This is a genomic window from Bradyrhizobium australiense (genome assembly GCF_013114825.1).
In the GTDB taxonomy this organism is placed as follows: Bacteria; Pseudomonadota; Alphaproteobacteria; order Rhizobiales; family Xanthobacteraceae; genus Bradyrhizobium; species Bradyrhizobium australiense.
On the sequence record NZ_JAAVLX010000002.1, the window covers coordinates 583,955 to 607,570 of the forward strand.

General features: G+C 61.2%; 18 protein-coding genes. 8 read left to right on the forward strand and 10 right to left on the reverse strand.

All coding sequences use genetic code 11. From position 1 onward, the window contains the following. The first annotated feature begins 246 nt into the window (after positions 1–246). From HCN58_RS06315 to HCN58_RS06325, 3 genes are read left to right on the forward strand one after another with little or no spacing between them, the layout of a single operon-like run. Positions 247–699, forward strand: coding sequence for a (2Fe-2S)-binding protein (locus tag HCN58_RS06315; RefSeq protein ID WP_171578469.1), 453 nt, complete (start codon positions 247–249; stop codon positions 697–699). Between the two features lie 2 nt (positions 700–701). Beyond that, positions 702–3,020 carry a xanthine dehydrogenase family protein molybdopterin-binding subunit gene (locus tag HCN58_RS06320; RefSeq protein ID WP_171578470.1) on the forward strand — a complete coding sequence of 773 codons (2,319 nt, stop codon included), beginning with the start codon at positions 702–704 and terminating at the stop codon, positions 3,018–3,020. A 55-nt stretch (positions 3,021–3,075) separates the two neighbouring features. Next, positions 3,076–3,339 (forward strand): hypothetical protein, encoded by a 264-nt coding sequence (locus tag HCN58_RS06325; RefSeq protein ID WP_171578471.1) that lies wholly within the window; start codon positions 3,076–3,078, stop codon positions 3,337–3,339. A 100-nt stretch (positions 3,340–3,439) separates the two neighbouring features. Here the strand turns inward: HCN58_RS06325 and HCN58_RS06330 are convergent, their stop codons facing one another. Further along, positions 3,440–5,170: a methanol/ethanol family PQQ-dependent dehydrogenase gene (locus HCN58_RS06330; RefSeq protein WP_171578472.1), complete on the reverse strand. Its 1,731-nt coding sequence runs from the start codon at positions 5,168–5,170 to the stop codon at positions 3,440–3,442. 66 nt (positions 5,171–5,236) lie between these two features. Then, complete coding sequence (locus HCN58_RS06335; RefSeq protein WP_235983475.1) at positions 5,237–5,830, reverse strand: QcrA and Rieske domain-containing protein; 594 nt, start codon at positions 5,828–5,830, stop codon at positions 5,237–5,239. An 818-nt stretch (positions 5,831–6,648) separates the two neighbouring features. Here HCN58_RS06335 and HCN58_RS06340 point away from each other — a divergent pair. After that, positions 6,649–7,959, forward strand: coding sequence for an ABC transporter substrate-binding protein (locus HCN58_RS06340; protein ID WP_171578474.1), 1,311 nt, complete (start codon positions 6,649–6,651; stop codon positions 7,957–7,959). A gap of 223 nt (positions 7,960–8,182) precedes the next feature. Here the strand turns inward: HCN58_RS06340 and HCN58_RS06345 are convergent, their stop codons facing one another. The 6 genes from HCN58_RS06345 to xoxF5 form a co-directional block, all read right to left on the reverse strand. Then, positions 8,183–9,352, reverse strand: a complete 1,170-nt coding sequence (locus tag HCN58_RS06345; RefSeq protein WP_171578475.1) for a Gfo/Idh/MocA family protein — start codon at positions 9,350–9,352, stop codon at positions 8,183–8,185. A 17-nt stretch (positions 9,353–9,369) separates the two neighbouring features. After that, positions 9,370–10,554 carry a fumarylacetoacetate hydrolase family protein gene (locus tag HCN58_RS06350; RefSeq protein WP_171578476.1) on the reverse strand — a complete coding sequence of 395 codons (1,185 nt, stop codon included), beginning with the start codon at positions 10,552–10,554 and terminating at the stop codon, positions 9,370–9,372. A gap of 445 nt (positions 10,555–10,999) precedes the next feature. After that, positions 11,000–11,569 carry an S-(hydroxymethyl)glutathione synthase gene (gene gfa / locus HCN58_RS06355; protein ID WP_171578477.1) on the reverse strand — a complete coding sequence of 190 codons (570 nt, stop codon included), beginning with the start codon at positions 11,567–11,569 and terminating at the stop codon, positions 11,000–11,002. Positions 11,570–11,603: 34 nt separating this feature from the next. Next, the gene (locus HCN58_RS06360) at positions 11,604–12,710 is read right to left on the reverse strand and encodes an S-(hydroxymethyl)glutathione dehydrogenase/class III alcohol dehydrogenase (RefSeq protein WP_171578478.1); all 1,107 of its coding nucleotides are present in this window, start codon (positions 12,708–12,710) and stop codon (positions 11,604–11,606) included. Between the two features lie 72 nt (positions 12,711–12,782). Beyond that, complete coding sequence (locus HCN58_RS06365) at positions 12,783–13,262, reverse strand: c-type cytochrome, methanol metabolism-related (RefSeq protein ID WP_171578479.1); 480 nt, start codon at positions 13,260–13,262, stop codon at positions 12,783–12,785. A gap of 107 nt (positions 13,263–13,369) precedes the next feature. Further along, entirely contained in the window at positions 13,370–15,175 is a 1,806-nt protein-coding gene (gene xoxF5, locus HCN58_RS06370) for a lanthanide-dependent methanol dehydrogenase XoxF5 (protein ID WP_171578480.1), read from the reverse strand. A gap of 417 nt (positions 15,176–15,592) precedes the next feature. On the opposite strand from xoxF5, the gene HCN58_RS06375 reads away from it, so the two are divergent. Beyond that, positions 15,593–16,561: a helix-turn-helix domain-containing protein gene (locus HCN58_RS06375; RefSeq protein ID WP_171578481.1), complete on the forward strand. Its 969-nt coding sequence runs from the start codon at positions 15,593–15,595 to the stop codon at positions 16,559–16,561. A 78-nt stretch (positions 16,562–16,639) separates the two neighbouring features. Here the strand turns inward: HCN58_RS06375 and HCN58_RS06380 are convergent, their stop codons facing one another. Together HCN58_RS06380 and HCN58_RS06385 are read right to left on the reverse strand one after the other, a co-directional pair. Continuing rightward, entirely contained in the window at positions 16,640–19,102 is a 2,463-nt protein-coding gene (locus HCN58_RS06380; protein WP_171578659.1) for a TonB-dependent receptor, read from the reverse strand. A gap of 143 nt (positions 19,103–19,245) precedes the next feature. Further along, a complete protein-coding gene (locus HCN58_RS06385; protein ID WP_171578482.1) occupies positions 19,246–20,598 on the reverse strand; it encodes a histidine kinase in 1,353 nt (450 codons plus the stop codon). A 185-nt stretch (positions 20,599–20,783) separates the two neighbouring features. Between HCN58_RS06385 and HCN58_RS06390 the strand changes: the two genes are divergently transcribed. From HCN58_RS06390 to pedA1, 3 genes are all read left to right on the forward strand, one after another. Next, positions 20,784–21,440, forward strand: coding sequence for a response regulator transcription factor (locus tag HCN58_RS06390; RefSeq protein WP_171578483.1), 657 nt, complete (start codon positions 20,784–20,786; stop codon positions 21,438–21,440). Next, the gene (gene fghA, locus HCN58_RS06395) at positions 21,437–22,282 is read left to right on the forward strand and encodes an S-formylglutathione hydrolase (protein ID WP_171578484.1); all 846 of its coding nucleotides are present in this window, start codon (positions 21,437–21,439) and stop codon (positions 22,280–22,282) included. The genes HCN58_RS06390 and fghA overlap by 4 nt, the downstream gene beginning before the upstream one ends. 110 nt (positions 22,283–22,392) lie before the next feature. Next, positions 22,393–23,574: a lanthanide ABC transporter ABC transporter substrate-binding protein PedA1 gene (gene pedA1, locus HCN58_RS06400; protein WP_171578485.1), complete on the forward strand. Its 1,182-nt coding sequence runs from the start codon at positions 22,393–22,395 to the stop codon at positions 23,572–23,574. The last annotated feature ends 42 nt before the right edge of the window (positions 23,575–23,616 follow it).

Below are 23,616 nucleotides of genomic sequence, written 5' to 3' on the forward strand. Positions count from 1 at the left end.
ATTCTGATAGCGTCCTCTAAGCGCCGTCTCGCCGCGCAGTCCTGTACAATGAATGTTTAGGCAGGAGGATGGCCGCACACGAAAATTCAAAAGCAAATCGTACGATTCAGCCTGCGGTTTCCAAGCAAGGCCGGCTGGGACCGGCATTGCGATCAAACTCGTAAAGCAACGGCGTTGAGCGGTTAGAAAAATGTTCTCGCTCACGTCGAAGAAACATCAGCAGCTTATGAAAAGCGAGGAACGATCATGATCAAGGTGAAGATCAATAGCCAGGAGCATAGCTGGGACGGCGACCCGGATCTTCCATTACTCTGGTTTCTGCGCGATGAGGCCGGCTTGACAGGCACGAAATACGGCTGCGGTCAGGCTTTGTGCGGTGCATGCACCGTGATCGTCGATAAACAGGCCGTCCGCGCCTGCATCACCTCCGTTTCCGACGTGGTCGGCCGGGAGGTCACGACAATTGAAGGCCTTCATCCCACCGGAGACCATCCGGTCCAGAAGGCCTGGCGCCAACTGAATGTCCCGCAATGCGGTTTTTGCCAAGTAGGCCAGATCATGCAGGCCGCCGCCCTTTTGATTGAAAATCCAAAACCCAACCACGACCAAATACGCGAAGCGATGGCCGGCAACATCTGCCGCTGCGGCTGTTACCAGCGCATCGAAAATGCAGTCCATCTCGCTTCGACGGGGGTCTGACCATGAACATTCACACAAATCCCAAAAAGCTTCGTGGCTTTGAGCGGTACGTCAAAGTCGACAACGTTTCACGTCGCAGCATCCTGAAGGGCCTCGGGCTGGCCGGCGGCTTCGTTTTGGCCGCCCCCGTGATGTCGCGCCCTGCCCTTGCCGCGTACCAGACCGGCGCAGACAAGATGCCGCACGGTACCGTGGTGGATCCACGCGTGTTCGTCGCCATCGCACCTGATGGCATTGTCACGATCGTTGCACACCGTGCCGAGATGGGAACCGGCGTGCGCACCAGCCTGCCGATGATCGTTGCCGAAGAGATGGAGGCCGACTGGTCGCGCGTTCGCGTCCAGCAGGCGCATGGCGACGAGGTCAAATTCGGCAACCAAGACACCGACGGATCGCGCAGCACGCGTCACTACCTGATGCCGATGCGTCAGATCGGCGCTTCGGCCCGCACGATGCTCGAAGCCGCAGCGGCGAAGCGCTGGGGCGTGCCTGCGACCGAAGTGAAGGCGGTCAATCACGAGGTCGTCCACGGTGCCAGCGGACGCCGCATCGGCTTCGGTGATTTGGCAGCCGACGCCGCCAAGGAGTCGGTACCGAGTGTCGAAGGCCTGAGGCTGAAGGATCCAAAGGACTTCCGCTATCTCGGCAAGGGTCAGATCAGCATGGTCGACCTCCGCGATATCACGGTGGGAACCGCGCGTTACGGCGCCGACGTCCGTCTGCCCGGCTTGAAATACGCCGTCATTGCCCGGCCGCCAGTTACCGGCGGCAAGGTCGTGTCGTTCGACGGGGCGGAGGCCATGAAGGTTTCCGGCGTCGAGAAGGTGATGGAAGTCAAGGGCTGGCCGTGGCCTTCTAAATTCCAGCCGCTCGGCGGCGTCGCAGTGATTGCGCGCAACACCGGGGCTGCGATCAAGGGGCGCGACGCCCTGAAGATCGTCTGGGACGACGGCGCCAACGGCAAATACGACTCCGTCGCCTACCGGGCCGAACTCGAGGAAGCCGCGCGGAAGCCCGGCCTGGTGGTACGCAAGGAGGGTGACGTAGAAGCCGCCTTGAAGGGCGCCGACAAGGTGATCGTCGGTGAGTACTATCTGCCGCATCTCGCCCACGTCGCCATGGAGCCGCCGGTTGCGGTCGCGGATGTCAGGGGCGACAAGGCAGAGATCTGGGCCCCGGTGCAAAGCGCAGGCGGAACCCGCGAGGACGTCGCCAAGACGCTCGGCATTCCCCAGGAGAATGTCACCGTCAACGTTACCCTGCTCGGCGGCGGCTTCGGACGCAAGTCAAAGTGTGATTTCGCCATCGAAGCGGCCCTGCTTTCAAAGGAGCTCGGCGCCCCCGTAAAGGTGCAATGGACCCGTGAAGATGACGTTCGCAACGGCTTCCTGCACACCGTCTCGGTGGAACGCATCGAGGCCGGTCTCGACAAGAGCGGCAAGGTCACGGCCTGGCGGCACCGCAGTGTCGCACCCAGCATCGCCTCGACATTTGCCGCCAACACGGTGCATCAGGCGCCGTTTGAACTCGGCATGGGGCTGGTCGACATGCCGTTCGAGATCGCTAACGTCCAGTGCGAGAATCCAGAAGCGGCGGCGCATGCCCGCATCGGCTGGTTCCGCTCGGTGTCCAACATCCCGCGCGCCTTTGCGGTGCAATCGATGGTGGCCGAACTGGCACACGCCACCAAACGCGATCCAAAGGACATGCTGCTGGAGCTGATCGGCTCTCCGCGGATCGTCAAGCTCGATTCCGTGAAAGACCTCTGGAACTATGGCGAGCCCTACGACAGCTATCCGATCGATACCGCGCGTCTTCGCAAGGTCGTCGAACTGGTCGCAGACAAGGGCGGCTGGGGGCGGTCGGTCGCCAAGGGTCACGGGCTCGGTATTGCCGCGCATCGCAGCTTCGTCAGCTATATTGCGACGATCGTCGAAGTGGCCGTTGACGACAAGGGCAAGCTCACCGTGCCCCGGGTTGATACCGCGATCGATTGCGGAACCTACGTCAATCCGGAGCGGATCCAGTCGCAGATCGAAGGCGCCGCGATCATGGGCCTGAGCCTCGCCAAACATGGCGCGATTACCTTCAAGGACGGCAAGGTGCAACAGGGCAATTTCGACGATTTCCCGTTACTTCGGATCGACGAATCCCCTGCCGTGACCAATGTCTACATCGTGCCGCCCGGTCCCGACACGCCACCGAGCGGCGTCGGTGAACCGGGCGTACCGCCCTTTGCGCCGGCGCTGATCAACGCGATCTTTGCCGCGACCGGCAAACGCATCCGCGCGCTGCCGATCGGCAAGCAATTGGAGGCATAAGGGGGAACGCTAGGCCTCACCGGCCGTTTTCGTTGATCTAAGAGGAGCCAGATCGATGAAACCCAACTCAACAGCGCTCGCGGTGTCGCTGCTGTCGAGCGCGCTCTTGTTGACTGCACAGGCGGCGATCGCTCAAACGACCTCGCCGCCGAGCACGACCGCAACGCGCCCGGCAACCACGCCTCCGGGACAATCTTCCATGCCAAACGAAAGCCCGCCGGCCACGACAACCCAGACCACCGGCGAAGCCAGTCGCGATCCCGTCATCAAGCAGATGAACGAAGACGAGAAGCGGAAGGTCGAGACCAAAGGCAAGTAGCCCGAAGCATCGACAGTCGGCAGTAAAAAAGGGCGGCGAACATTCGTTCGCCGCCCTTTTCTCATCTTGGTCCACACCAAGCAGACCTGAGGTTTGCCGATCACTTCTTGACAGCGAACACCCAGACGACGCCGCCCTGCGGCACGTTGTTCTCGATGCCAACATTATTCTGGGTCGCCAAAGCATCCTGGATGCGTTGCGCGTCAACGCCCCACCCGGACTGGACCGCGATGTATTGCGTGCCGTCCACTTCGTACGCGACCGGCATGCCCATGATGCCGGAGTTGGTCTTTTGCTCCCAGAGCAGTTCGCCGGTCTTTGCGTGAAAGGCTCGGAACATCCGGTCGTTGGTGCCACCGACCAGCACCAGATCGCCAGCGGTCACCGTTACTGAGCCGAACAGATGCGATTTGGGGAAGGTATGCGACCAGACCTTCTTTCCCGTGGCCGGATCCCACGCCTGTAGCTCGCCAAAATGCGTCGCGTCCGGCCGAACCTTCAGGCCGATATCTTCAGGCTTGGTCCCGAGCCAGAGCTGACCTGGTACCAGCGGCACCTTTTCGCCGGTGAAGCCGCCGCAGAAATTCTCGTTGGCGGGAACGTAGACGTAGCGGGTCTTTTGGCTGTAGGCCGCGGACGGCCAATCCTTGCCGCCCCACAATGAGGGGCAGAATTCAACCCGCTTGCCCATGACCGGTTTGTGAGCCGGATCGACGATCGGCCGGCCCGTCTCCGGCTCAATGCCTTTCCAGACGTCGGTATGAACAAAAGGCCAGCCGGCGACGTAGTTGATTTTGTCCGGCTTACGCTCGAGCACCCAGAAGATCGCGTTGCGTCCGGGGTGGATAAGGCTTTTGAAGGTGCGGCCATCCCTTTGCAGGTCGACCAGCATTGGCGCATCCACCTCGTCCCAATCCCAGGCATCGTTCTGATGGTATTGGAAGTGGTGTTTAATCTTGCCGGTATCAGGGTCGAGCCCGAGCACCGAGGTGGTGTAGAGATTGTCGCCGGGGTGAGTGTCTCCCGGCCACGGCGCGGCATTGCCGACGCCCCAATAGACCGTCCTGGTCTCGGGATCATAGTTGCCCGTCATCCACGCCGATCCGCCACCTGATTTCCAGTCGTCACCGCTCCACGTTTCGTGACCGGGTTCGCCCGGCCCCGGGATGGTGAAGGTCCGCCACAGTTCCTTGCCCGTGTCGGCGTCGAACGCGACGACGTAGCCACGAACGCCGAACTCGCCCCCCGAGCCGCCGACGATAACCTTGCCGTCGACCACCAGCGGCATCAGGGTCAGGTACTGACCCTTCTTGTAGTCCTGGACCTTGGTATCCCAGAGCACTTTCCCGGTCTTCGCGTCGAGCGCCACCACGTGATCGTCTGTCGTGGCCAAATACAGCTTGTCCTGCCACAGGCCCACGCCGCGGTTGGTTGGATGCAGTTGGAAGAGGTCCTCGGGGAGTTGCCGTTTGTATCTCCAGTACTCATCACCCGTCTTGGCGTTAAGGGCGATTACCTGACCTTGCGGGGTCGTGACGAACATGACGCCATTGTTGACGATCGGAGGCGACTCGTGTCCTTCCACCACGCCGGTCGAGAAGGTCCACACCGGTACCAGGTTTTTGACATTCGAGGTGTTGATCTGGTCGAGCGGGCTATATCCCTGCCCGTCGTAAGTCCGGCGATAGAGCATCCAGTTGCCCGGTTCCGGGTTCTTGAGGCGATCAGCGGTCACCGGACTGTAATTCTCGATCGGGCCTGCACCGGCGGCGATTGAGAAAAGGCATGTTGACGCGAACAAGCTCGGCACCAGCCACTGCTTTATGGTCATAGACGCTACCTCCCTGTTTGTTTTCTTTATCTCTTTTCAGTTGTGCGCATCCGCTGCAGGCCGCCGTCACCCTCCTTGCTGAGCTCCTGCCTTTCCGATGAATGTTCCAGCCACCGTGAGCGAACCGTCAGCCATCGCCAAGGGAAGCGCTGCGAGGCGCCGCGGCGCCGGACCGAACACCACTTGCGCGCTTTGCCGGGGGTCGAACTCGGAATTATGGCAAACGCATTTAAGGACGTCTTTTTCGCCCTGCGCTGCTTTCACCCACGCCGTGATAGGGCACCCGGCGTGGGAACAAATCGCCGAATAGGCGACGATGCCGTCAGCCGATCGCGGGCGCGTGTCGTCATCAAGTTCGGCCGGATCAAGCTTTACGACCACCACCTCATTCAACCGCGAGCCTTTGCGGACCACCGAGGTTTTGGGATCCTTTGGCCAAGCGCGCACGGCTGGTCCGCCGGGTTTTAGATCCTGCGGCTGGATCACTTCACCCGCCCGGTCTCCCTCGGCGAAGACCAGGACGTCGGCTTTTTGAGGTCGCACGTCGCTGCCAGGGGCGTCCTCCTCCGCACCGGCCGACCGAGGCGCCGATGCGTGCACCGCAGTTGCGAGGGCGGTCAGGATGATTGTGCGTCGAGTCTGATCTGAAGGCGATGACATTTTTGTCTCGCTTTCTGCATTGATGCCATCGAGTGATAGCGAATGCACGATGATTTTACAAACTGAATGGTTGAACTCGGCCAAAAAGAGGCGGCGTACAAATTTTGTTACGTGCGCCTCCATCTTTTCAAGAGCACTCGGTTCTGACGCAACCGCAGCAAATTGCAGTAGCCGCGTTCCCCGTCATGGGAGTGGCCGGCTCCAGACGTTGCTCGACTCGGTGCCAGCGCCACCGCAGGCGTTCCTGCCGTCAGTGAGCGGCTGACGACGACAACAGCCATGCTCGCCGGAAGAGGAATGGACGTTTTGGCCGCCAGCCGGGCTGCCACGAGTCTATCGGCCCGGGGCCGTCACTGGTCAGTCCATCGTGATCGCCTTCGAGACGGCATTCAATGCGGTCGCCCTCCTTCCTGTAGTCGCCGCGCCGTGTTGGTCACGATCAGAATCGGATTCGTCCGACACACGAAAATGCGCGCGGCACGGTCACCCGTTGGGCGAGGCCGCATAACATTCGACGTCTGAGGACCGTTGGACCGGCCTGGAAGCGAGGCCGGACGCTCGCACCAGCATCGTAATAGCGATCAGCAGGACCTTCGCTGATCCGAGCAGTTCAATCTCTGCGTCGCGGCTCTACACCTTTTACCATCAAACTTTAGTCGATGAGCCCTGCCGCCTCTCGCCTGCGTGACCACGTTTCGCAGCGACGAGCGACGCATGGAGCGGGGGCGCCGGTTGACTTCTCGTCGTATTCTCCAAATACTTGACTGAAAACCGGAAGGACCAGTCCGGCGATAATAATAATTCAGTGGGAGGACACGATGCCGACTTCACGCAGAACGCTGCTGAAGACTTCTGCGGCTGCCGCCGCTGCATTCAGTTTCGATTGGACCCGCGCGCAGGCACAAGCCGAGACGGTGCGCATCGGCCTGATCTATGACTTGACCGGCCCCTTTGCCGCCGGTGGGTCGGTCGCCTCCTCGATCGGCGCGCAGATTGCCATCGACCTCGTCAACGAAAAAGGCGGCATCGGCGGCAAGTACAAGGTGGCCCCTGTCGCCGCCGACTCTCAGAGCAAGCCGGATGTAGCGATCAATGAGGCCAATCGCCTGATCGACCAGGAGAAGATCGACATCATCAACGGCGTCTATGCGAGTTCGCACGCAGTCCCGCTCGCGGCCAAAGTCGAGCAGCAGAAAAAGATCCTCTGGATCACGACCGCGGTTTCGACGGCCGTGTTCAAGGACAAGAACCTGCAATACGTCTTCCGCGCGCAGATTCATTCCGACCAATACGGCCAGGCCTTTGCGAGATTCATCAGCGAGCACGCCAAGGCCAAGCTCGGCATAGAGCCCAAGGACGTCAAGGTCGCGCTGATTCACGAGGATGGTCCTTATGGGGTCGGCGTTGCCGCGGCCGACGAAGCCTACGCGAAGGAGGCCGGCCTGCAGGTCGTGCTCAAGGAAGGTTATTCCGCGTCCGCTCCCGACCTCTCGGTGCTGGTGACCAAGATCAAGCGCGCGAGGGCCGACGTGATTTCCCATGCCGGATACAATCCGGACATCACCCTGTTCCTGCGCCAGGCGCGCGAGAACGGCCTCAAGTTCAAGATGCTGTTCGGCGCCGGCGCGGGTTACAGCCAGCTCGACAAGTTGCGCGCGACATTCGGTGCGGACATCGACAATTTCTGCAATATCGATCCGGTTCCGGCGCAATTGCTCGATCCCTCGAAACTCGCGCCCGGGATCGGCGATCTCACCAAGACCATGGTCGCGCGCTACAAGGAGAAAACCAACGCGACCGATGTTCCGCCGCACTGCTCGATGGGCTTCAACCAGACCTGGGTCCTGCTCAATAATGTGCTGCCCGTGGCAAAGGAGAAATACGGCGGCTTCGATCCCGAGGCGGTTCGCAAGGCGGCGCTCGACGTGGATATCCCGCCGGGCGGCACTATCCAAGGCTACGGCGTGAAATTCTATCGGCCCGGAACGCCGCTTTCCGGCCAGAACGAGCGTTCAACCCCGGTCGTCATGCAAAATGCCGGCGAGCATATCTCGGTGGTCTGGCCGACCGCCATAAGGACGCAGGACCCGGTGTTCCCGCTACCGAAGTCATCGGTCTACGCTGCGTAAGACATCGTTGTGCGAGCTGAATTTGCGGCCGCATCGACAAGTGTGCTCTCTCGCCCCACTCTTGCGGGGAGAGGACTGGGGTGAGGGGCTTCTCTCCGCGAGCGAGATCGTCGTGAGACCTGTACCCCCTCACCCGGATTGCATCTGACGACGCAATCCGACCTCTCCCCGCAAGTGGGCGAGGTAAGGACGCCGCCGCGCGCTCCTGAGCCGAGGACAATGCCTACAGCGCAACGCGCCGTCCGTCCTCGGCGGCCCAATAGCCGGCATAGTTGACCTTGATCGTCTCAAAGGCCAGCGCCAGATCCGAGAGCGGTTGCCGGCCGGTTGCAACGCACTCCATGAAGTCCTGGATTTCCTGCGTATAGCCGCGCGTCCATTCTTCCTCGAGGCAGACATATTGCCAGCCGGTCTTGCGGTCGACCTTCTCGGTGATATAGACACCGGCGAGCTTCTCGTCGCTGGTCTGGTAGCTCATCATGTGCGTGTTCGGCGTGATGTTGGCGAACAGCGAACCGCCGCTGGTGTAGGTCTCGATCAGATTGCGGACGCCGCCCATGATCATGTCGCCGGAGAACACCGTTGCCTTGGTGCCGTCGGCGAACGTCACCGTGAGCACGCCCCAATCCTCGACGTCGACCGGATTGGCCTTGATGTAGGTGCGCTCCTCCGGTTTGAGGATAGCCGTGACATTGCCGATGTCACACGTCACGCTCGCAACAGCGATCGTCTCGCCGCGGGCCTTCGCCTCGACCTGCTTGAGGTAGAGCACGGCCGAAAGCGGATGGCATCCCATCCGGATCAGCGAGCCGCCGCCGGTCATCGCCCATTGCGCGGCGTGGACCGCGTGCGAACCCGAGTGGCTCTCCTCCCCCTTCATGAACAGGATCTTGTCCTTGGTCGCCTTGAGGATCTCGGCGGTCTTGGTCACCGCCGGCGCGTAAATCCAGTCCTCCGCATACATGAAGAGCTTGCCGGTCCTGTTGATCGCCGCGCGGGTAACCGCCATTTCGTCCAGCACGCGCTCATACATCAACGCCTTCGGTACATGCTTTCCGATCGGCGCCTTGTCGCCATCCCGGCCGAAATAGCCGGCGAACGGCTTTTCGCAGATGACGTGTTTGCCGGCCTGCATCGCATCGACAATCATTGAAGTGTGCAAATTGGGCGGCGTGCAGATGTCGATCACATCGAGCTCGCCGTCGGCGATCAGGTCGCGGAAGCTGCGATACACCGTCGGGATCTGATGGCGATTGGCAAACTCGAGGACGTGATCACCCCTCGCCGCAACAGCCCTGACCTCGACGTCCACTCCATAAACGCGCCGGTAGGCATGCATGTGCAGCTCGGATACGAAGCCGCAGCCGGCCAGACCGATCCTGATTTTCGCCATTGCGGAGTATCTCCCGGTTATCGTCGGTCAAGACCCTTGCGGCGCATCAATGCGGCGAAGAGATCGCCCAAGCCGAACTGCCAAGGCTCGCAATCGCCGCTGTGACGCATGCGGTTGGTCAGCCGGCCGAGTTTCGGCGTGGCGACCGTCACCAGATCGCCTTGGACATGGGTGAACCCCTGCCCCTTCGCGGCACGATCCTGGATCGGAGCGAACATCGTGCCGAGGAACAGCACGAAGCCATCGGGATACTGATGGTTCTCATTGATGGTCTGCCCGACAATGTCGGCCGGGTCCCTGCTGATCTGGGTCAGCGAGGATGCGCCGTGCAGCACGAAGCCTTCCGGCCCCTTCACCTCCAGCGAGATCTCCATTCTCCTGATGTCGTCGAGCGTGAAGCTTCCATCGAAGAAGCGCACGAACGGACCGATCGCGCAGGACGCATTGTTGTCCTTGGCCTTGGACAGGAGCAGCGCCGAGCGCCCCTCGAAGTCGCGCAGATTGACATCATTGCCAAGCGTGGCGCCGACGATGCGCCCGTCGCGCGTCACCACCAGCACCACCTCCGGCTCGGGATTATTCCAAGTCGATTTCGGATGCAGGCCCGCATCCACACATGTGCCGACCGCGGACAGCACGGGCGCTTTGGTAAACACCTCGGCATCCGGCCCGATGCCGACTTCGAGATACTGGCTCCAGGCATTCTGGGAAACCAGCACGTCCTTGACATGCTGCGCTTCGGCCGAGCCTGGCTTCAATTGCGACAGGTCGGTGCCGACGATCCGCGTCACCTCGGCCCGGATCGCCTCGGCCGAATCCGGATTGCCGCGCGCCCGCTCCTCGATCACCCGCTCCAGCATCGATACGGCGAACGTGACGCCGGCAGCCTTGATCACCTGTAGGTCGATCGGGGCAAGCAGCCATGGCCTGGTCGGATCACGGGTATCGGGCGGCGTGTTGTTCAACAGATCCTGCAGCGCGCCTACCCGCTCGCCACGCGCGGCACGCAGCGCTCCGGCCGGATCGGCAGCGGCGGCAAGCTGGCTGGCGGTGGGGAAGTCCTCGGTGATGTCGAACACGCCATTCTGGCGGATCGCAACCACCGACGGGCCGGCGAGATCGGGACGCCAGGCGCGCCCCATCAGCGCGGCACCGGCGAAATCATCAGGCAGAATGAAGGCGGCGTCTGTGACGATCGGCATCGTGGGAATCCTCGCGAGGCATCTGTGCGGTCAGGTCAGCACCGTCCATAGAAGGGAACTGCTCGATGGGTCAACACCTCCCGGGAATGTCCGCCCTCAGCACCGCGGCCGCCATGACGAGGTCCACTGCGCCGCAGCATACAAAATCGGACGATCGGTCAAGTGCAGCCCCGATTGCGCGTCCTGCAAACAACCATCCGGCATGGCGATTGCGCGAAGACTTCGACGGGTTCTGATGTCTGAGAATTAGGCGGGATCGCGCAGGAATACCGCCGGCCCGGGATAGCTGGACGACCAGCGGCCGGCCTTACTCACCTGTCGGTCTCTCGACGAAGGCATGGCACAGCCTCGTCGTGCTCTCAGCGGCTGCGCTGACGGCGACCACCGTCAGCGCAAGTTGGGTATCGCGCAAGCTCAGGCTGGTGCCCGCTTCAAGCCGCCTTGCTCAAGCTGCTCTGGCCTTGGATTTTGCTACATGGCTCGAGATTGCATCCATCAACGGCGGCGACAGGCAATCGTAGGGCTCCAGTCCGAGTTCCCTCAGCCGGGCCCTGATTCCATCCATCTCGCCCGGTTGGACGCCGGACTCCAGCACGGACGACACGAACGCGGCAAACCCCGGAGCTGCCCATCCGCCTTCCTGGAACAGTTCGGGATGGATGAAGTCGAGACCGTAGAACGGATGCCCCGTGTTCTCGATTCGCCCGTACATATGCGTTCCGCAGGCCTTGCAGGCATAGCGCTGAATCGCCGCCGCCGAGTCGACGATCTGCAGCTTGTCGCCGTTCTCGATGACGTTCACGTTGTCGCGCGGGACCACGGCGACGACGGAGAAGGTCGCCCCCTCGGGCTTCCAGCATTTGGTGCAGCCGCAGGCGTGGTTGTGGGCCACATCGCCCTTGATGGCGACCTTGACCGGCCTGTCCGTGCATTTGCAAACCAGGGTGCCGCCGGCGAAATTGCCTGTCCCCTGCTTTACGCCGCTGTCAATCGATGGGTGGATATGAACAGTCATGGGCCTATCCTCCTTGTGTTTGAAGTTCCCCGATTCAGAAGACGACAACCGAACGAATCGACTTGCCTTCGTGCATGAGGTCGAATCCCTTGTTGATCTCCTCAAGCTTGAGGACATGCGTGATCATCGGATCGATCTCGATCTTCCCGTTCATGTACCAGTCGACGATTTTCGGCACGTCCGTGCGGCCGCGCGCGCCGCCAAAGGCCGTGCCCTTCCAGACGCGGCCGGTCACGAGCTGGAATGGCCGGGTGGCGATCTCCTTGCCGGCCTCCGCGACACCGATGATGACCGAGACGCCCCAGCCGCGATGGCATGCTTCGAGGGCCTGCCGCATGACGCCGGTGTTTCCGGTGCAGTCGAAGGTGTAGTCGGCGCCGCCGTCGGTGAGCCCGACCAGATGCTGGACGATGTCGCTGACCTTGGTCGGATTGACGAAATGCGTCATGCCGAAACGGCGGCCCCAATCCTCCTTGGAATCGTTGACGTCGACGCCGACGATCTTGTCGGCACCTACCATCTTCGCGCCCTGGATGACGTTGAGCCCGATGCCGCCGAGACCGAATACGACGACGTTGGCGCCCGGCGTCACCTTAGCGGTATTGACCACGGCGCCAACGCCCGTCGTCACCCCGCAACCGATGTAGCAGCTCTTGTCGAAGGGCGCGTCCTCGCGGATCTTTGCCACCGCGATTTCCGGCAGCACGGTAAAGTTCGAAAACGTCGAGCAGCCCATGTAGTGGAAGATCGGCTTGCCCTGATAGCTGAATCGCGAGGTGCCGTCGGGCATCACGCCCTTCCCCTGCGTGGCGCGAATAGCCGTGCAAAGATTGGTCTTGCCGCTCAGGCAGCTTTTACACTGGCGGCATTCCGGCGTGTAGAGCGGAATCACGTGATCGCCGGCCTTGACCGACATTACGCCCGGCCCGACTTCGCGGACGATGCCCGCGCCCTCATGACCGAGTATCGAAGGAAAGATTCCTTCACTGTCGAAACCGTCGAGCGTGTAGGCGTCGGTGTGGCAGATTCCGGTCGCCTTTATCTCGACGAGAACCTCGCCAGCTTTTGGACCCTCAAGATCAACCTCAACGATTTCAAGAGGCTTTTTGGCTTCGAACGCGACAGCGGCGCGGGTCTTCATCTTAAGCTCCACATTTGCTTTTCAAGTCGCTGCACGGAGTTACCGAGACGATCCCCTCGGATATTCGTATGATCATTTGGCTCCCATGCAGGCTTTTTCCGCCTGAGTGTAGGCGTCAGGTTTGTCTTCACGCTTGGCGGGCCGCACACGGCCAACCGCGTCATGCGCGCGGGCGCGCAGATAGACGTAGAGGTCGTCCATGTAGCAAGCGACATTCGGATTATCGCCAAACGCCGGCATGACGTTCTCTTGTGCGGTATTGACGTTCTTGCGACCGCTGGCGACCACCGCGAGGAAATCGCCGTAACTCATCGTCTTCAGTGATTCCTGCAGCGACGGCGCGTAGGTCGATCCCATTCCGTCAGGGCCATGGCAGACGTGGCATTCGGAGTGATAGCGACGGTATCCGGAGTAGGTGTACCAATCGACCGTCCCGTCGGCCGCGACCTTGAAGGTCGGATTTCCTTCCTTGTCGAGATACTTGCCATCCTCGGACTTGACGGCGGTCGGATCGTCCGCAGCGTGGGCAACCGTTCCCGCCGCCACAAGCATGAGAGTGGCTGCAATCAAACAAATTCTACGCAAGAGCACATCCTCGATATTGGATCTAGAGCAACCGGCGCGTGGAGTGAGCCACGCGCCGGCGAGGTGGTCCTGCTTTACTGCGGCAGCGCGAATACCGTGAGGGTGCCGCCGAGTGCCGTGTAGTTGCTAAGCGCGGCATAGCCACCGACCGCGCCGAGGCCCGCAGTCGGGTCGGTCAGACCTGCGGCAAGGCCGATACCCGCCCAGCCGCCAACGCCGGAGAGCACCGCCACATACTGCTTGCCGCCGTGCTCATAGGTCGTGACGTTGCCGATGATGCCCGACGGAGTCTTGAACTTGTAAAGTTCCTTGCCCGTCTTGGCATCGACTGCCTTCAGATAGCCTTCCAGCGTGCCGTAGAACACCACGCCGCCGGCCGTCGCGAGCGCTCCCGACCACACCGAGAACTGCTCCTTGTTCGACCAGACGATCTTGCCGGTCTTGCCGTCCCAGGCAATGAAGTTGCCCATGTGACTCTCGCCTTGAGGCGGATACATCGAGAGCGTCGCGCCGACATAGGGCTGACCCGCCGTGTAGCTCACCTTGAACGGCTCATAGTCCATGCAGACGTGGTTCGTCGGCACGTAGAACAGTTGCGTGTCCGGCGAATAGGCTGCCGGCTGCTCGTCCTTGGTGCCGAGCGCGGCCGGGCAGATACCCTTGGTGTTCTTGTCTTCGCCACCCTTTTCCGTCGAATATTGATCCACGACCTTGGGACGGCCATAGGTCGGCGAGCTCTTGTTCATGTCGACGCCAGTGGTCCAGTTGACCTTCGGATCATACTTCTCGGCGACCAGGAGTTCGCCGGTTGCACGGTCCATGGTGTAGGCCAAGCCGTTGCGGTCGAAATGCGTCAGCAGCTTGCGTTCCTGGCCGTTGATCTGCTGGTCGCTGAGGATCATTTCGTTGACGCCGTCATAGTCCCACTCGTCATGGGGTGTCATCTGATAGACCCAGCGGGCCATGCCGGTATCCGGATTGCGCGCGAAGACGGTCATTGACCACTTGTTGTCGCCCGGACGCTGCTTCGGGTTCCAGGTCGAGGGGTTGCCCGAGCCGTAATAGACGAGGTTCAGACTGGGGTCATAGGACATCCAGCCCCATGTGCAGCCGCCACCAATCTTCCACTGGTCGCCCTGCCAGGTCTTGGTGCTCGAATCCTTGCCAACCGGCTTGCCGAGTTCGGTCGTCTTTTCCGGATCGACCATGATCTGATCGTCCGGCCCTTCGGAGAAGGCGCGCCATACCTGCTTGCCGCTCTTGAGGTCATAGGCCGTGACGTGACATTGCACGCCAAATTCGCCGCCGGAAATGCCGATCAGAACCTTGTCCTTGACGACCAGCGGCGCGGAGGTGCCCGTGGCACCCTTGCCCGGATCACCATTCTTGGTGCTCCACGCAACCTGCCCGGTCTTAGCATCGAGGGCGACCAGGGTGGTGTCAGCCTGATGCAGGAAGATCTTGCCGTCGCCATAGGCCAAGCCGCGATTGACGGTGTCGCAGCACATCACCGGGATGACGTTCGGATCCTGTTTCGGCTCGTACTTCCAGACGATCTTGTTCTCCTGCGAAAGGTCAAGAGCATAGACCTTGTTCGGGAACGGCGTATGGACGTACATGATGTTGCCGATGATGAGCGGGCCGCCTTCATGGCCACGCAGCACGCCGGTCGAGAAGGTCCAGGCGACCTGGAGCTTGCCAACATTGGATGCGTTGATCTGGTTAAGCTTCGAGTAGCGTGTATTGGCGTAGTCGCCGGCCGGCTGCACCCAGTCCTTTGGGTTCTGCGACATCTTGATCAGTTCTTCGTTGGCGTATGCGACGCCGACAACGAATGTCGCCATAGCGCCAAGACAGGCTGCGGATAGCACCTTGCGCATAGTGGTTTCCTCCAAGATACGAGTTCTGGGTTTCCGCCGAAACGGCCCATTCTTCCATTGTTGGTCCCTATTCCTATCCCGTCCAGAAATGGGAAACTTGCCCAAGAGCGAAGCGCGTTTGCTCAATAGCGAAACTCAATTGAATTTTTTAAATTTCGCGCCGGCGCGCTGTTTCGGTTCTGCCGAGATGCTGCGAAGCATCATGCCATCGGCGTGTTCCCACGACCGTCCCCGAGCGATTCTCGGTCTAGGTTTCCCTTGACGCCGCTGAAACTAAGTTAGAGGATTGTCAAAGGGATATTGGGAAAAATCTGCGCGACTTCCCTGACGACTGCCTAAATTGGGTCCAAATGTCGCAACCATCTGACCGACGCCTCGGCGAAGGTTGCAGGCTGTTCTCAAAACGGTGGCTGGGCAATGTCTGACATAGTTCGTTCACTCAGCACTTCCGGGTTAGCGCCAAAAAAGCAGATCCAAACTTGGTCAGATGCACTGACGGATCTCTGCGGCCAGTTTGATATCGATCCCCTGGAAGGTTCCTCGCTCGAGGGACGGATAAATTACACCACCGTCTCGCAGCTGAAACTATGTCAGATCGAGGCGAGCCAGCATCGCATCGCACACACGGTCTCGGGCACAAAACTGAGCGAACATCCCTACGTCAAGATACTGTTCCAGACCTATGGCATCTCGCATTTCGAACAGGGCGGCCGCCGCATTGACATCATGCCTGGCGATTGCCTGGCCTATGACGTCTCCTGTCCGCACACGATCGTCAGCCCCTCATTGACCCGGCACGAGGTCGTCATCGTCCCGAAGGAGCTGCTGCACGAGCGCGGCTTCCGTACGGCGAAGATGTTGCCTTGCAAGCTCTCCGCGCGGAACGGCACCGGCCGCATCGCCTACGACTTCGTACACACCGCGTTTGATGAAGCAAAGAGACTGTCGCCTCACAACGCCATCGGCGTCGCCGATTCGCTGATCGATCTCCTGCTGTTACCGCTGCGCGAAGCCGACACGATGTTCGATCGCGTCGGTCCCGAAGCGATGTACATTCGCGCGCAAGCCTTCATCCGCGAACATTTGCGCGACCCGGATCTTTGCATCGACCAGATCTCGGCGGCATTGGGTTGCACCAAGCGCTATCTGCACATGCTGTTCAGCGACAAGGGCATGACCGTCAGCGATTACATCTGGCGGGCGAGACTGCTGCACTGCCGGCAGGAGCTGGAGACCCAGAACGGAAAGACGATCACGGATGTCGCATTTTCGTGGGGCTTCTCGAGTTCGTCGCACTTCAGCCGCGTGTTCCGGAAACATTTTGGGTTCGTTCCGTCCGCCATCCACAAGGCGCATCACGTCGATCCTTCGCCGGATGTTTCCTGACGAAAAAATCCCGGTGGCGCGGCAAGCTGAACACTCTGCCGCGCATCATCGCTGAGCCGCCTTTACGCCTCCCGTTCTCTAGAAAGTTGCCTTCAGACCTGCGTAAAAGGCGCGCGGCCGAGCCGGACTGACCGAGCGGGCGTCCGTAAATTGCGCCCCGCCATTTGCGAAATTGGGCACGTTATCGGTATCGAAGAACGTCCCGTAGGTCGCGTAGCGATTGTCGAAGATATTGTCGACGCGACCGTAGATCTGGAACGTCTTGTTGATCTGGTACGAGGCGTGCAGGTTGAAAACCGAATAACCTGGCAGCCTTGGTGCCTGATTGGACTCGTCGCCAACAAAATACTGGCTGCCGACGAACAACGCGTCGCCGCCGACCTTAAAGGCGTCGGTGACTGAATAATCGATGCCAAATTTGACCCGATTGCGCGGTATCGCAGGGATTCGGTTGCCGGGCAGGATCTGGACAACGTCGTCAACTGCGAAAGGACTATTCGAGCCTACCTGCAGGGTATCGAGGAAGCGCGCATCCACCAGCGCATAGCTGGCATAGAGCTGCAATGTCTTCGACGTCAGATTCACTTGGGCCTCGATGCCCTGGCGCCGTGTCCTGCCCACGTTCTGGAAGTAACCAAAGCCTTGCAAGTCCGGGCTGGGAATCGCCAGGATGTCATCGGCATTGGTCGCGCGGAACGCGCCGACCTTCCACCCGAGCGTTCCGATGTTCAGCTCTTTGGTACCGCGCAAGCCGGCTTCAACGGTGCGGGATACAACCTGCTTCAGTGGCGGATCCGAGATCAGGAATGCCCCGATGATACAGGGGTGCGCGGGGTCGGCGCATGCGAGTTCGAGCGGGGTCGGCGCACGATTGGCCTCAGAATACCCAGCATAGGCCGTCAGTTCCGGTGTGATCTTGTAAGTGCCGCCGATAGTCGGGTTAAAGCGGCTGAACGCGTGATTGCCGTTGAGGTCGGTACCGATCTGATCTTGAAGCACGACACTTGCATAGTTAAATCGGCCGCCGCCCGTTATCGAAAACGCGTCGGTCACGTCGAAGGTGTCGAGCGCATAGAGCCCGGTGTACCGGTTGGTGGCCCGCAGCGAGACCGGGCCGATCGAAATCGGAGTGCCGGATGGCCCGAGAAATATGCCGCTGCCCGTGACGACGTAGTTTGGACCGACCGTGCCCAGTTCCGCGGTTGCCCCGAAGCGGGTGACGCTGGAATCGAAGCTGGTGCCGACCATGAACTGGTTATTGTGTCCGAACACCTGGTCGGTATTGGTGGCCTGCAGGGTCGCACCTGTCGTGGTCGAACGGGTTGTTGTCCGATCGATCTGCCCGAGCACCGCGTCGGCGGGGAACGGATTTGCAAGCTGGACTCCGTTGAGTCCGTTTGCCGGCGCTCCCGGCGCGGTTTCTTCGTTGAAGCAGAGCAGTCCCGAATCGGCGGCACATGGCCTCGTCTCGGTCGGATTTCCGTCCACCGTCTTCTGCTGGAACGCGCGGACGCGCGCAGAGCCTTCGATTGTCCAGGTGGGTGTGGCCTCGACTTTCCCGGTAAAATTGAGGTAACCGACGCGGTTGGCTGTCGTCTGCGGCGTGGTGTAGGTCGCGCCCCAATAGTTCTGCAGCAATTCGACCGGCGCCGTCGCCGTCGCGCCGAAATTGTTGCTAGCCACACCCATGTTGAGATGGAATTCGCTGCTGTCGGTCTTGTAGCCGACATCTCCGTAGAACCGGCGGACCTTCGATTCGGAAAAATTGCGAAAGCCCTGATCGCGCACTCCCTCCAGCGCGCCGTAGACGGCAAAGTTGTCGATCTGCTTGCCCCATTGGGCCGAACTCTGGATGCGCCCAAACGAACCGCCCATTGTGTTGATTTCGGCGCCTTGATAATTGAAACCGTTCTTCATCAGCACGTTGACCGCCCCACCCAGCGCATTGAGGCCGAACGCGGGATTATTGGTCACGACGGTGACCGACCTGATCGCCGCCGTCGGGATCAAGTCCCAATTGACGGTGTCGCCGAACGCTTCGTTGATGCGCACCCCGTTCTGGTAAACCGCCAGCCCCTGTGGCGTACCGGCGACGGGAGAAGCGACAAAGCCGCGAAATTGTATGTCGGGTTGAAATGGATTGCCGGTGGTGTCGCTGATGATGATGCCAGGGACCTGTTGCTGCAGCGCATCCGCAATGTTCAACGAGCCGGTGCGCGCGATCTGCCCTGCCCCGACCGCGTTGACGCTGGCCGGCACCTTATCGACATCCATTCCCGAACCGGCCGTCGGCGTGGGCGCAGTCGGATAGACAAAGACCCTGCGCAAGTTCCTGGCGGGCTGAGGCGCCGCCCTTCTGCTGCGGCTTGGCTTGGCTGCGGTAGTCGGCGCGACGACCTCGATGGCCGGCAAGACCTCGCTATCGCCGGTCGCAGTCTGGGCCTGAGCACAGTCGATCGCAGGAGCCAGGCACATCGAGATTGTCCCGATCGACAACAAGCGTGCTCTCATACGCCCCACCCCACTACATACCGGCTGCATTGTCCCCTGCCGGTTAGTGCCGACGATACCGGTGAGAGCCGACAACGGGCTAGCCGCAAAAAGTCGGGTTCCCGAAATGCATTCATCCCGGAAGAGACCGGGAGAAGTTCCCGAACGGCACTTCGACTCCATCAATGAATCCGTCAATCGTGCGGTCCGTGGGGAACGACCGCCTCTACCGTGACGCCCCCGTTGCCGGAGACGACGTTCAGCGTACCGCCGAGCGCCAGTATTCTCTCGCGCATGCCGATCAAGCCGAAACCGAACTTGTGATCCGGCGCCAAACCGCGGCCGTTGTCGCTGACGCGCACCAGGGCGCAGCCGCGACTTCCGTGCATTCCTGCGGCCTGCTCCACCGTGACCCTGACGGCGGTCGCGTCTGCGTGGCGGAAGGCGTTCGTCAGGGCTTCCTGGACGGTACGATAGATCGTCAGGTCTGCGACTTCTCCGGTCTCGGCCGGTGCGCAGGCAATGTTCGCATCGATCGTGACGTCGGGACGCGACTCACGCCACAAGCGCAAGAGCACGCCGAGGGCCTCGCGCAGTCCAAGCTCCGCGAGCGCGACAGGCCGCAGTTTTTCCAAAATCCTGCGGTTGAACTGCTGCAGCGCGTTTATCTGCTCCATGATCGCGGTGCTATGCTTGCGCAGTGCGTCCGCAGCGGGCGCGCGCTCGTCTTCCGACAGCCGCATCAGGGCGCCGGCGTGGGCGCGCAGCGTAAAGAGATAGGGCCCAAACTCATCATGCAGCTCGCGCGCAATCTCCTTGCGCTCCATATCCTGCAGCGAGACCGTGCGTTCGGCGAGCCGGCGCTTGTCCTCGACAGCTTCGCCGAGGGCGCCCGCAAGGTGGTTCAGTTTGGCACAGATCGCCGCCAGTTCGGGCGTGCCGCCGGGCTCGACACGTGCCCCATATTGCCCGGCCTCGATGTTTGCCATGGTCTGCGAAAGCGCCTGCAGCGGCGCCAGTGCGCGGCCAACCACGACCATCGTAATCAGAAACAGCGCGATGGCGAGGGCAGAACTAACCGCTAGCTGGGTGACGATCCCGTCCCAGATCTCGGCCATTTCGTCGTTCGGATGCGAGGTGATCAAGAGCGATTGCGGCGTTCCGTGAATCGTGATCGGTACGCTTACGGTGGTCGTTTCCGGATGCACGAGCTCAATAAACCATGCCGGTGGCGATCGTTCGTCGCCGCCGGCGCCCGGGCGCTCGGCCATGGTTGCATCGCCCTGACGCGTGATACTGACGTGCCGGAGCCGAGTGAGGTCGTGGACGATCTGATTCAGCCGCGCCTCCGGATCTGGCGCTTCATTCAGGCTTGGAACGATCGTCTCCACGAATTCGCGCGCCAGCCGTATGACGCTTTGATCTTCGGCCCGGACGCGCGGCGCCGCTTCGACCACCAGCCGCGCGATGTTGATGGACAGGCCAAGCGTGAGCCCCAGCGCCACCAGCAAATTGATCCGCCCACGCAACGATAATTTCTGCCACATCACGTTCGCCCCAATCGCGTCGCAATCAGTTCCCCGTCGAGAGGACCGTTGACAGTCGAAAAACCGACGATCAGATTGAAGCGTACAGCAATCGCGTCGGCGTTGCATGATCGGCCTCGCGCCGAGGCCAGCGCAACCTGACGCGATGCAGCAACGCGACCGAAGCAGTATCGGGGATCGATGTAATGCGTGTTCTGATCGTCGACGATCATCCCATCGTTGCTTCGGGCTGCCGCACCGTGTTTGCCGATGAGCCGGAGATCGTGCTGCTCGAGGCCGCCGACGCGGAGAGCGGCGAACGCGTGTTCGTCGCCGAACGCCCCGACATCTGCGTCATCGATATCAACCTGCCGACGGTATCGGGGTTCGAACTGGCGCGGCGCATTCTTGCGCGCATTGCGTCGGCACGAATCATCATGTTCAGTATGAACGACGATCCGGTGTTCGCGGCGCGCGCCATTGAAATCGGCGCCAAGGGCTATGTCGCGAAGACGGGCGATCCGCAGGATCTGGTCGAGGCCATCCGCGAAGTCGGCAAAGGCGGGGTCTACCTGCCCTCTGCGATGGCGCGAAGCATCGCATTCGCCGGACCCGCATTCGCCCGCAGCCCGCTTGCAAAACTCACCTCGCGGGAGATGGAGATCCTGCGCCTGCTCAGCGCCGGCAAGAGTCTTTCCGAGATCGCGTGGCTGGTTCACTCCTCCTACAAAACCGTTGCCAACACATCGTCGATCATGCGCCAAAAGCTCGGCGTGCGAACTTCCGCCGAACTGGTGCGGCTGGCAATCGAAAGTGGCATTGGCGTAAGCGTGCCGCACGGCGCCGGAGTAGCAAGACCATGAGCATGCAGACGGTTTCACTCAACAAGGCATATGGCGGAACGCAAGGCGTCTATCGACACGCCAGCCACCAAACGCGGACCGACATGACGTTCTCGGTGTATGTGCCTCCGCACACCGCCGGCACCAAGCTGCCGGTGGTCTGGTATCTTTCCGGCCTGACCTGCACCCATGCCAACGTGACGGAAAAGGGTGAATTTCGCAGCGCCTGCGCCGAACTCGGCCTGATCTTCGTTGCGCCCGACACCAGCCCGCGCGGCGAAGGGGTGCCGGGCGATCCTGCCAATGCCTACGATTTCGGGCTTGGCGCCGGCTTCTATGTCGATGCGACGCAGGAGCCGTTCGCCCGCAATTACCGCATGTGGAGCTATGTCACGGAGGAACTGCCGAAACTGGTCGCCGAAAGCTTTCCTGTCGATACAAACCGGCAATCCATTCTTGGCCATTCCATGGGCGGCCACGGCGCACTGACGGTCGCGCTGCGCCATCCCGGCCGCTACCGCGCGGCCAGTGCCTTTGCGCCGATCGTCGCACCTTCGCAGGTGCCATGGGGCATCAAGGCGCTCGGCGGTTATCTCGGCAGCGACCGGCAAACATGGCGCAAGCACGATGCAGTGGCGCTGATCGAGGACGGCGCCAGATTACCCGATCTGTTGGTCGATTATGGCGATGCCGATCAGTTTCTGACCGAACAGCTTCGCCCGGAACTACTGCAAGGGGCATGCGAGAAGGCCAAAATCCCCCTCACTTTGCGCCGGCAGCCTGGCTATGACCACAGCTACTACTTCATCTCCACTTTCATGGGCGATCATCTGCGTTGGCACGCCGCACGCCTGAAGGGCTGAAACCAGCCGAAGCCGCGCAACAGAATTGAGTTGCAAGCCAAGACAATTCGGTCATGGTTCAAGCCAAAGGTCTTCCACACCAAGTCGAAAAGACCTGTCAGGGAGAAGGCATGATCCGATGGTTGGTCGCTGCGATCGGCTTGAGCGTCGCGGCTAGCCCCGTGCTTGCGGCCGACCCCGTCGAGATCGGCATCGGTTATCTCGGCCGTGCCGGCGTCAAGGCAAAATTGTCGCTGGTCGAACTGTCGGCAGAGAACGACGGCGTTGCCGGCGCGCGCCTTGCAATCGAGGACAACAACACCACAGGCAAGTTCCTCAATCAGCGCTTCACGCTGGAAGAGGTTCGGCTCAATGACAACGACGACGTCGCGAAGGCGGCCACGGCGCTTTCCGAGCGCACCGGCTTCATCATTGCCGATCTTCCGGCCGACGATTTGTTGAAGGCGGCCGACGCGCTTCGCGACCGCAGGACGCTGCTATTGAACGCCGGCGCGATCGACGATCGCCTGCGCGAGCAGGATTGCCGCGCCAACGTGATCCATGTCGCGCCGACGCGCTCGATGCTCGCGGATGCGCTCGCCCAGTATCTGGTGTGGAAGCAATGGAAGCGCTGGCTGTTCGTCGTCGGCTCGCATGATCAGGACAAGCTCTACGCCGACGCACTGCGGCGCGCGGCCACGCGCTTTGGCGCCAAGATCGTTCAGGAGCGAACCTTCGAAGACACCGGCGGCGCCCGACGCACCGACAGCGGCGTCACCCTGATCCAGCGGCAAATGCCGGTATTCACCCAGCAAGCACCGGCCTATGACGTCCTCGTGGCAGCCGACGAAAGCGAGGTGTTCGCGTCCTATCTGCCCTACCGCACCTGGGATCCGCGCCCGGTCGCGGGCTCGGCGGGCCTCGTTCCGACCAGCTGGCACGCCGCGCAGGATCAGTGGGGCGCAATCCAGATTCAGAACCGGTTTGCCAAACTGAACTCGCGGCACATGACCGCATTGGACATGCAGGCCTGGACGGCAGCGCGCATGATCGGTGAAGCGGCGTCGCGCACCAAGTCCGGCGGTCCAAAGGCGGTATCGGATTTCCTCAAGGGACCCGACTTTTCCATTGCAGCGTTCAAGGGCCGACGGCTGACGCTGCGGGACTGGAATTTGCAGCTTCGTCAGCCGATCCTGCTGGTCGATGGCCGCATGGTGGTCTCGGTTTCGCCACAGGAAGGATTCCTGCATCAGGTGTCGGAGCTCGATACGCTTGGCGTCGATCGGCCGGAGACCAAATGCAGGCTGCAATGAAGGAGGATGGATTGCGTACGCGGCTTCATTGCCTGCTTTTTG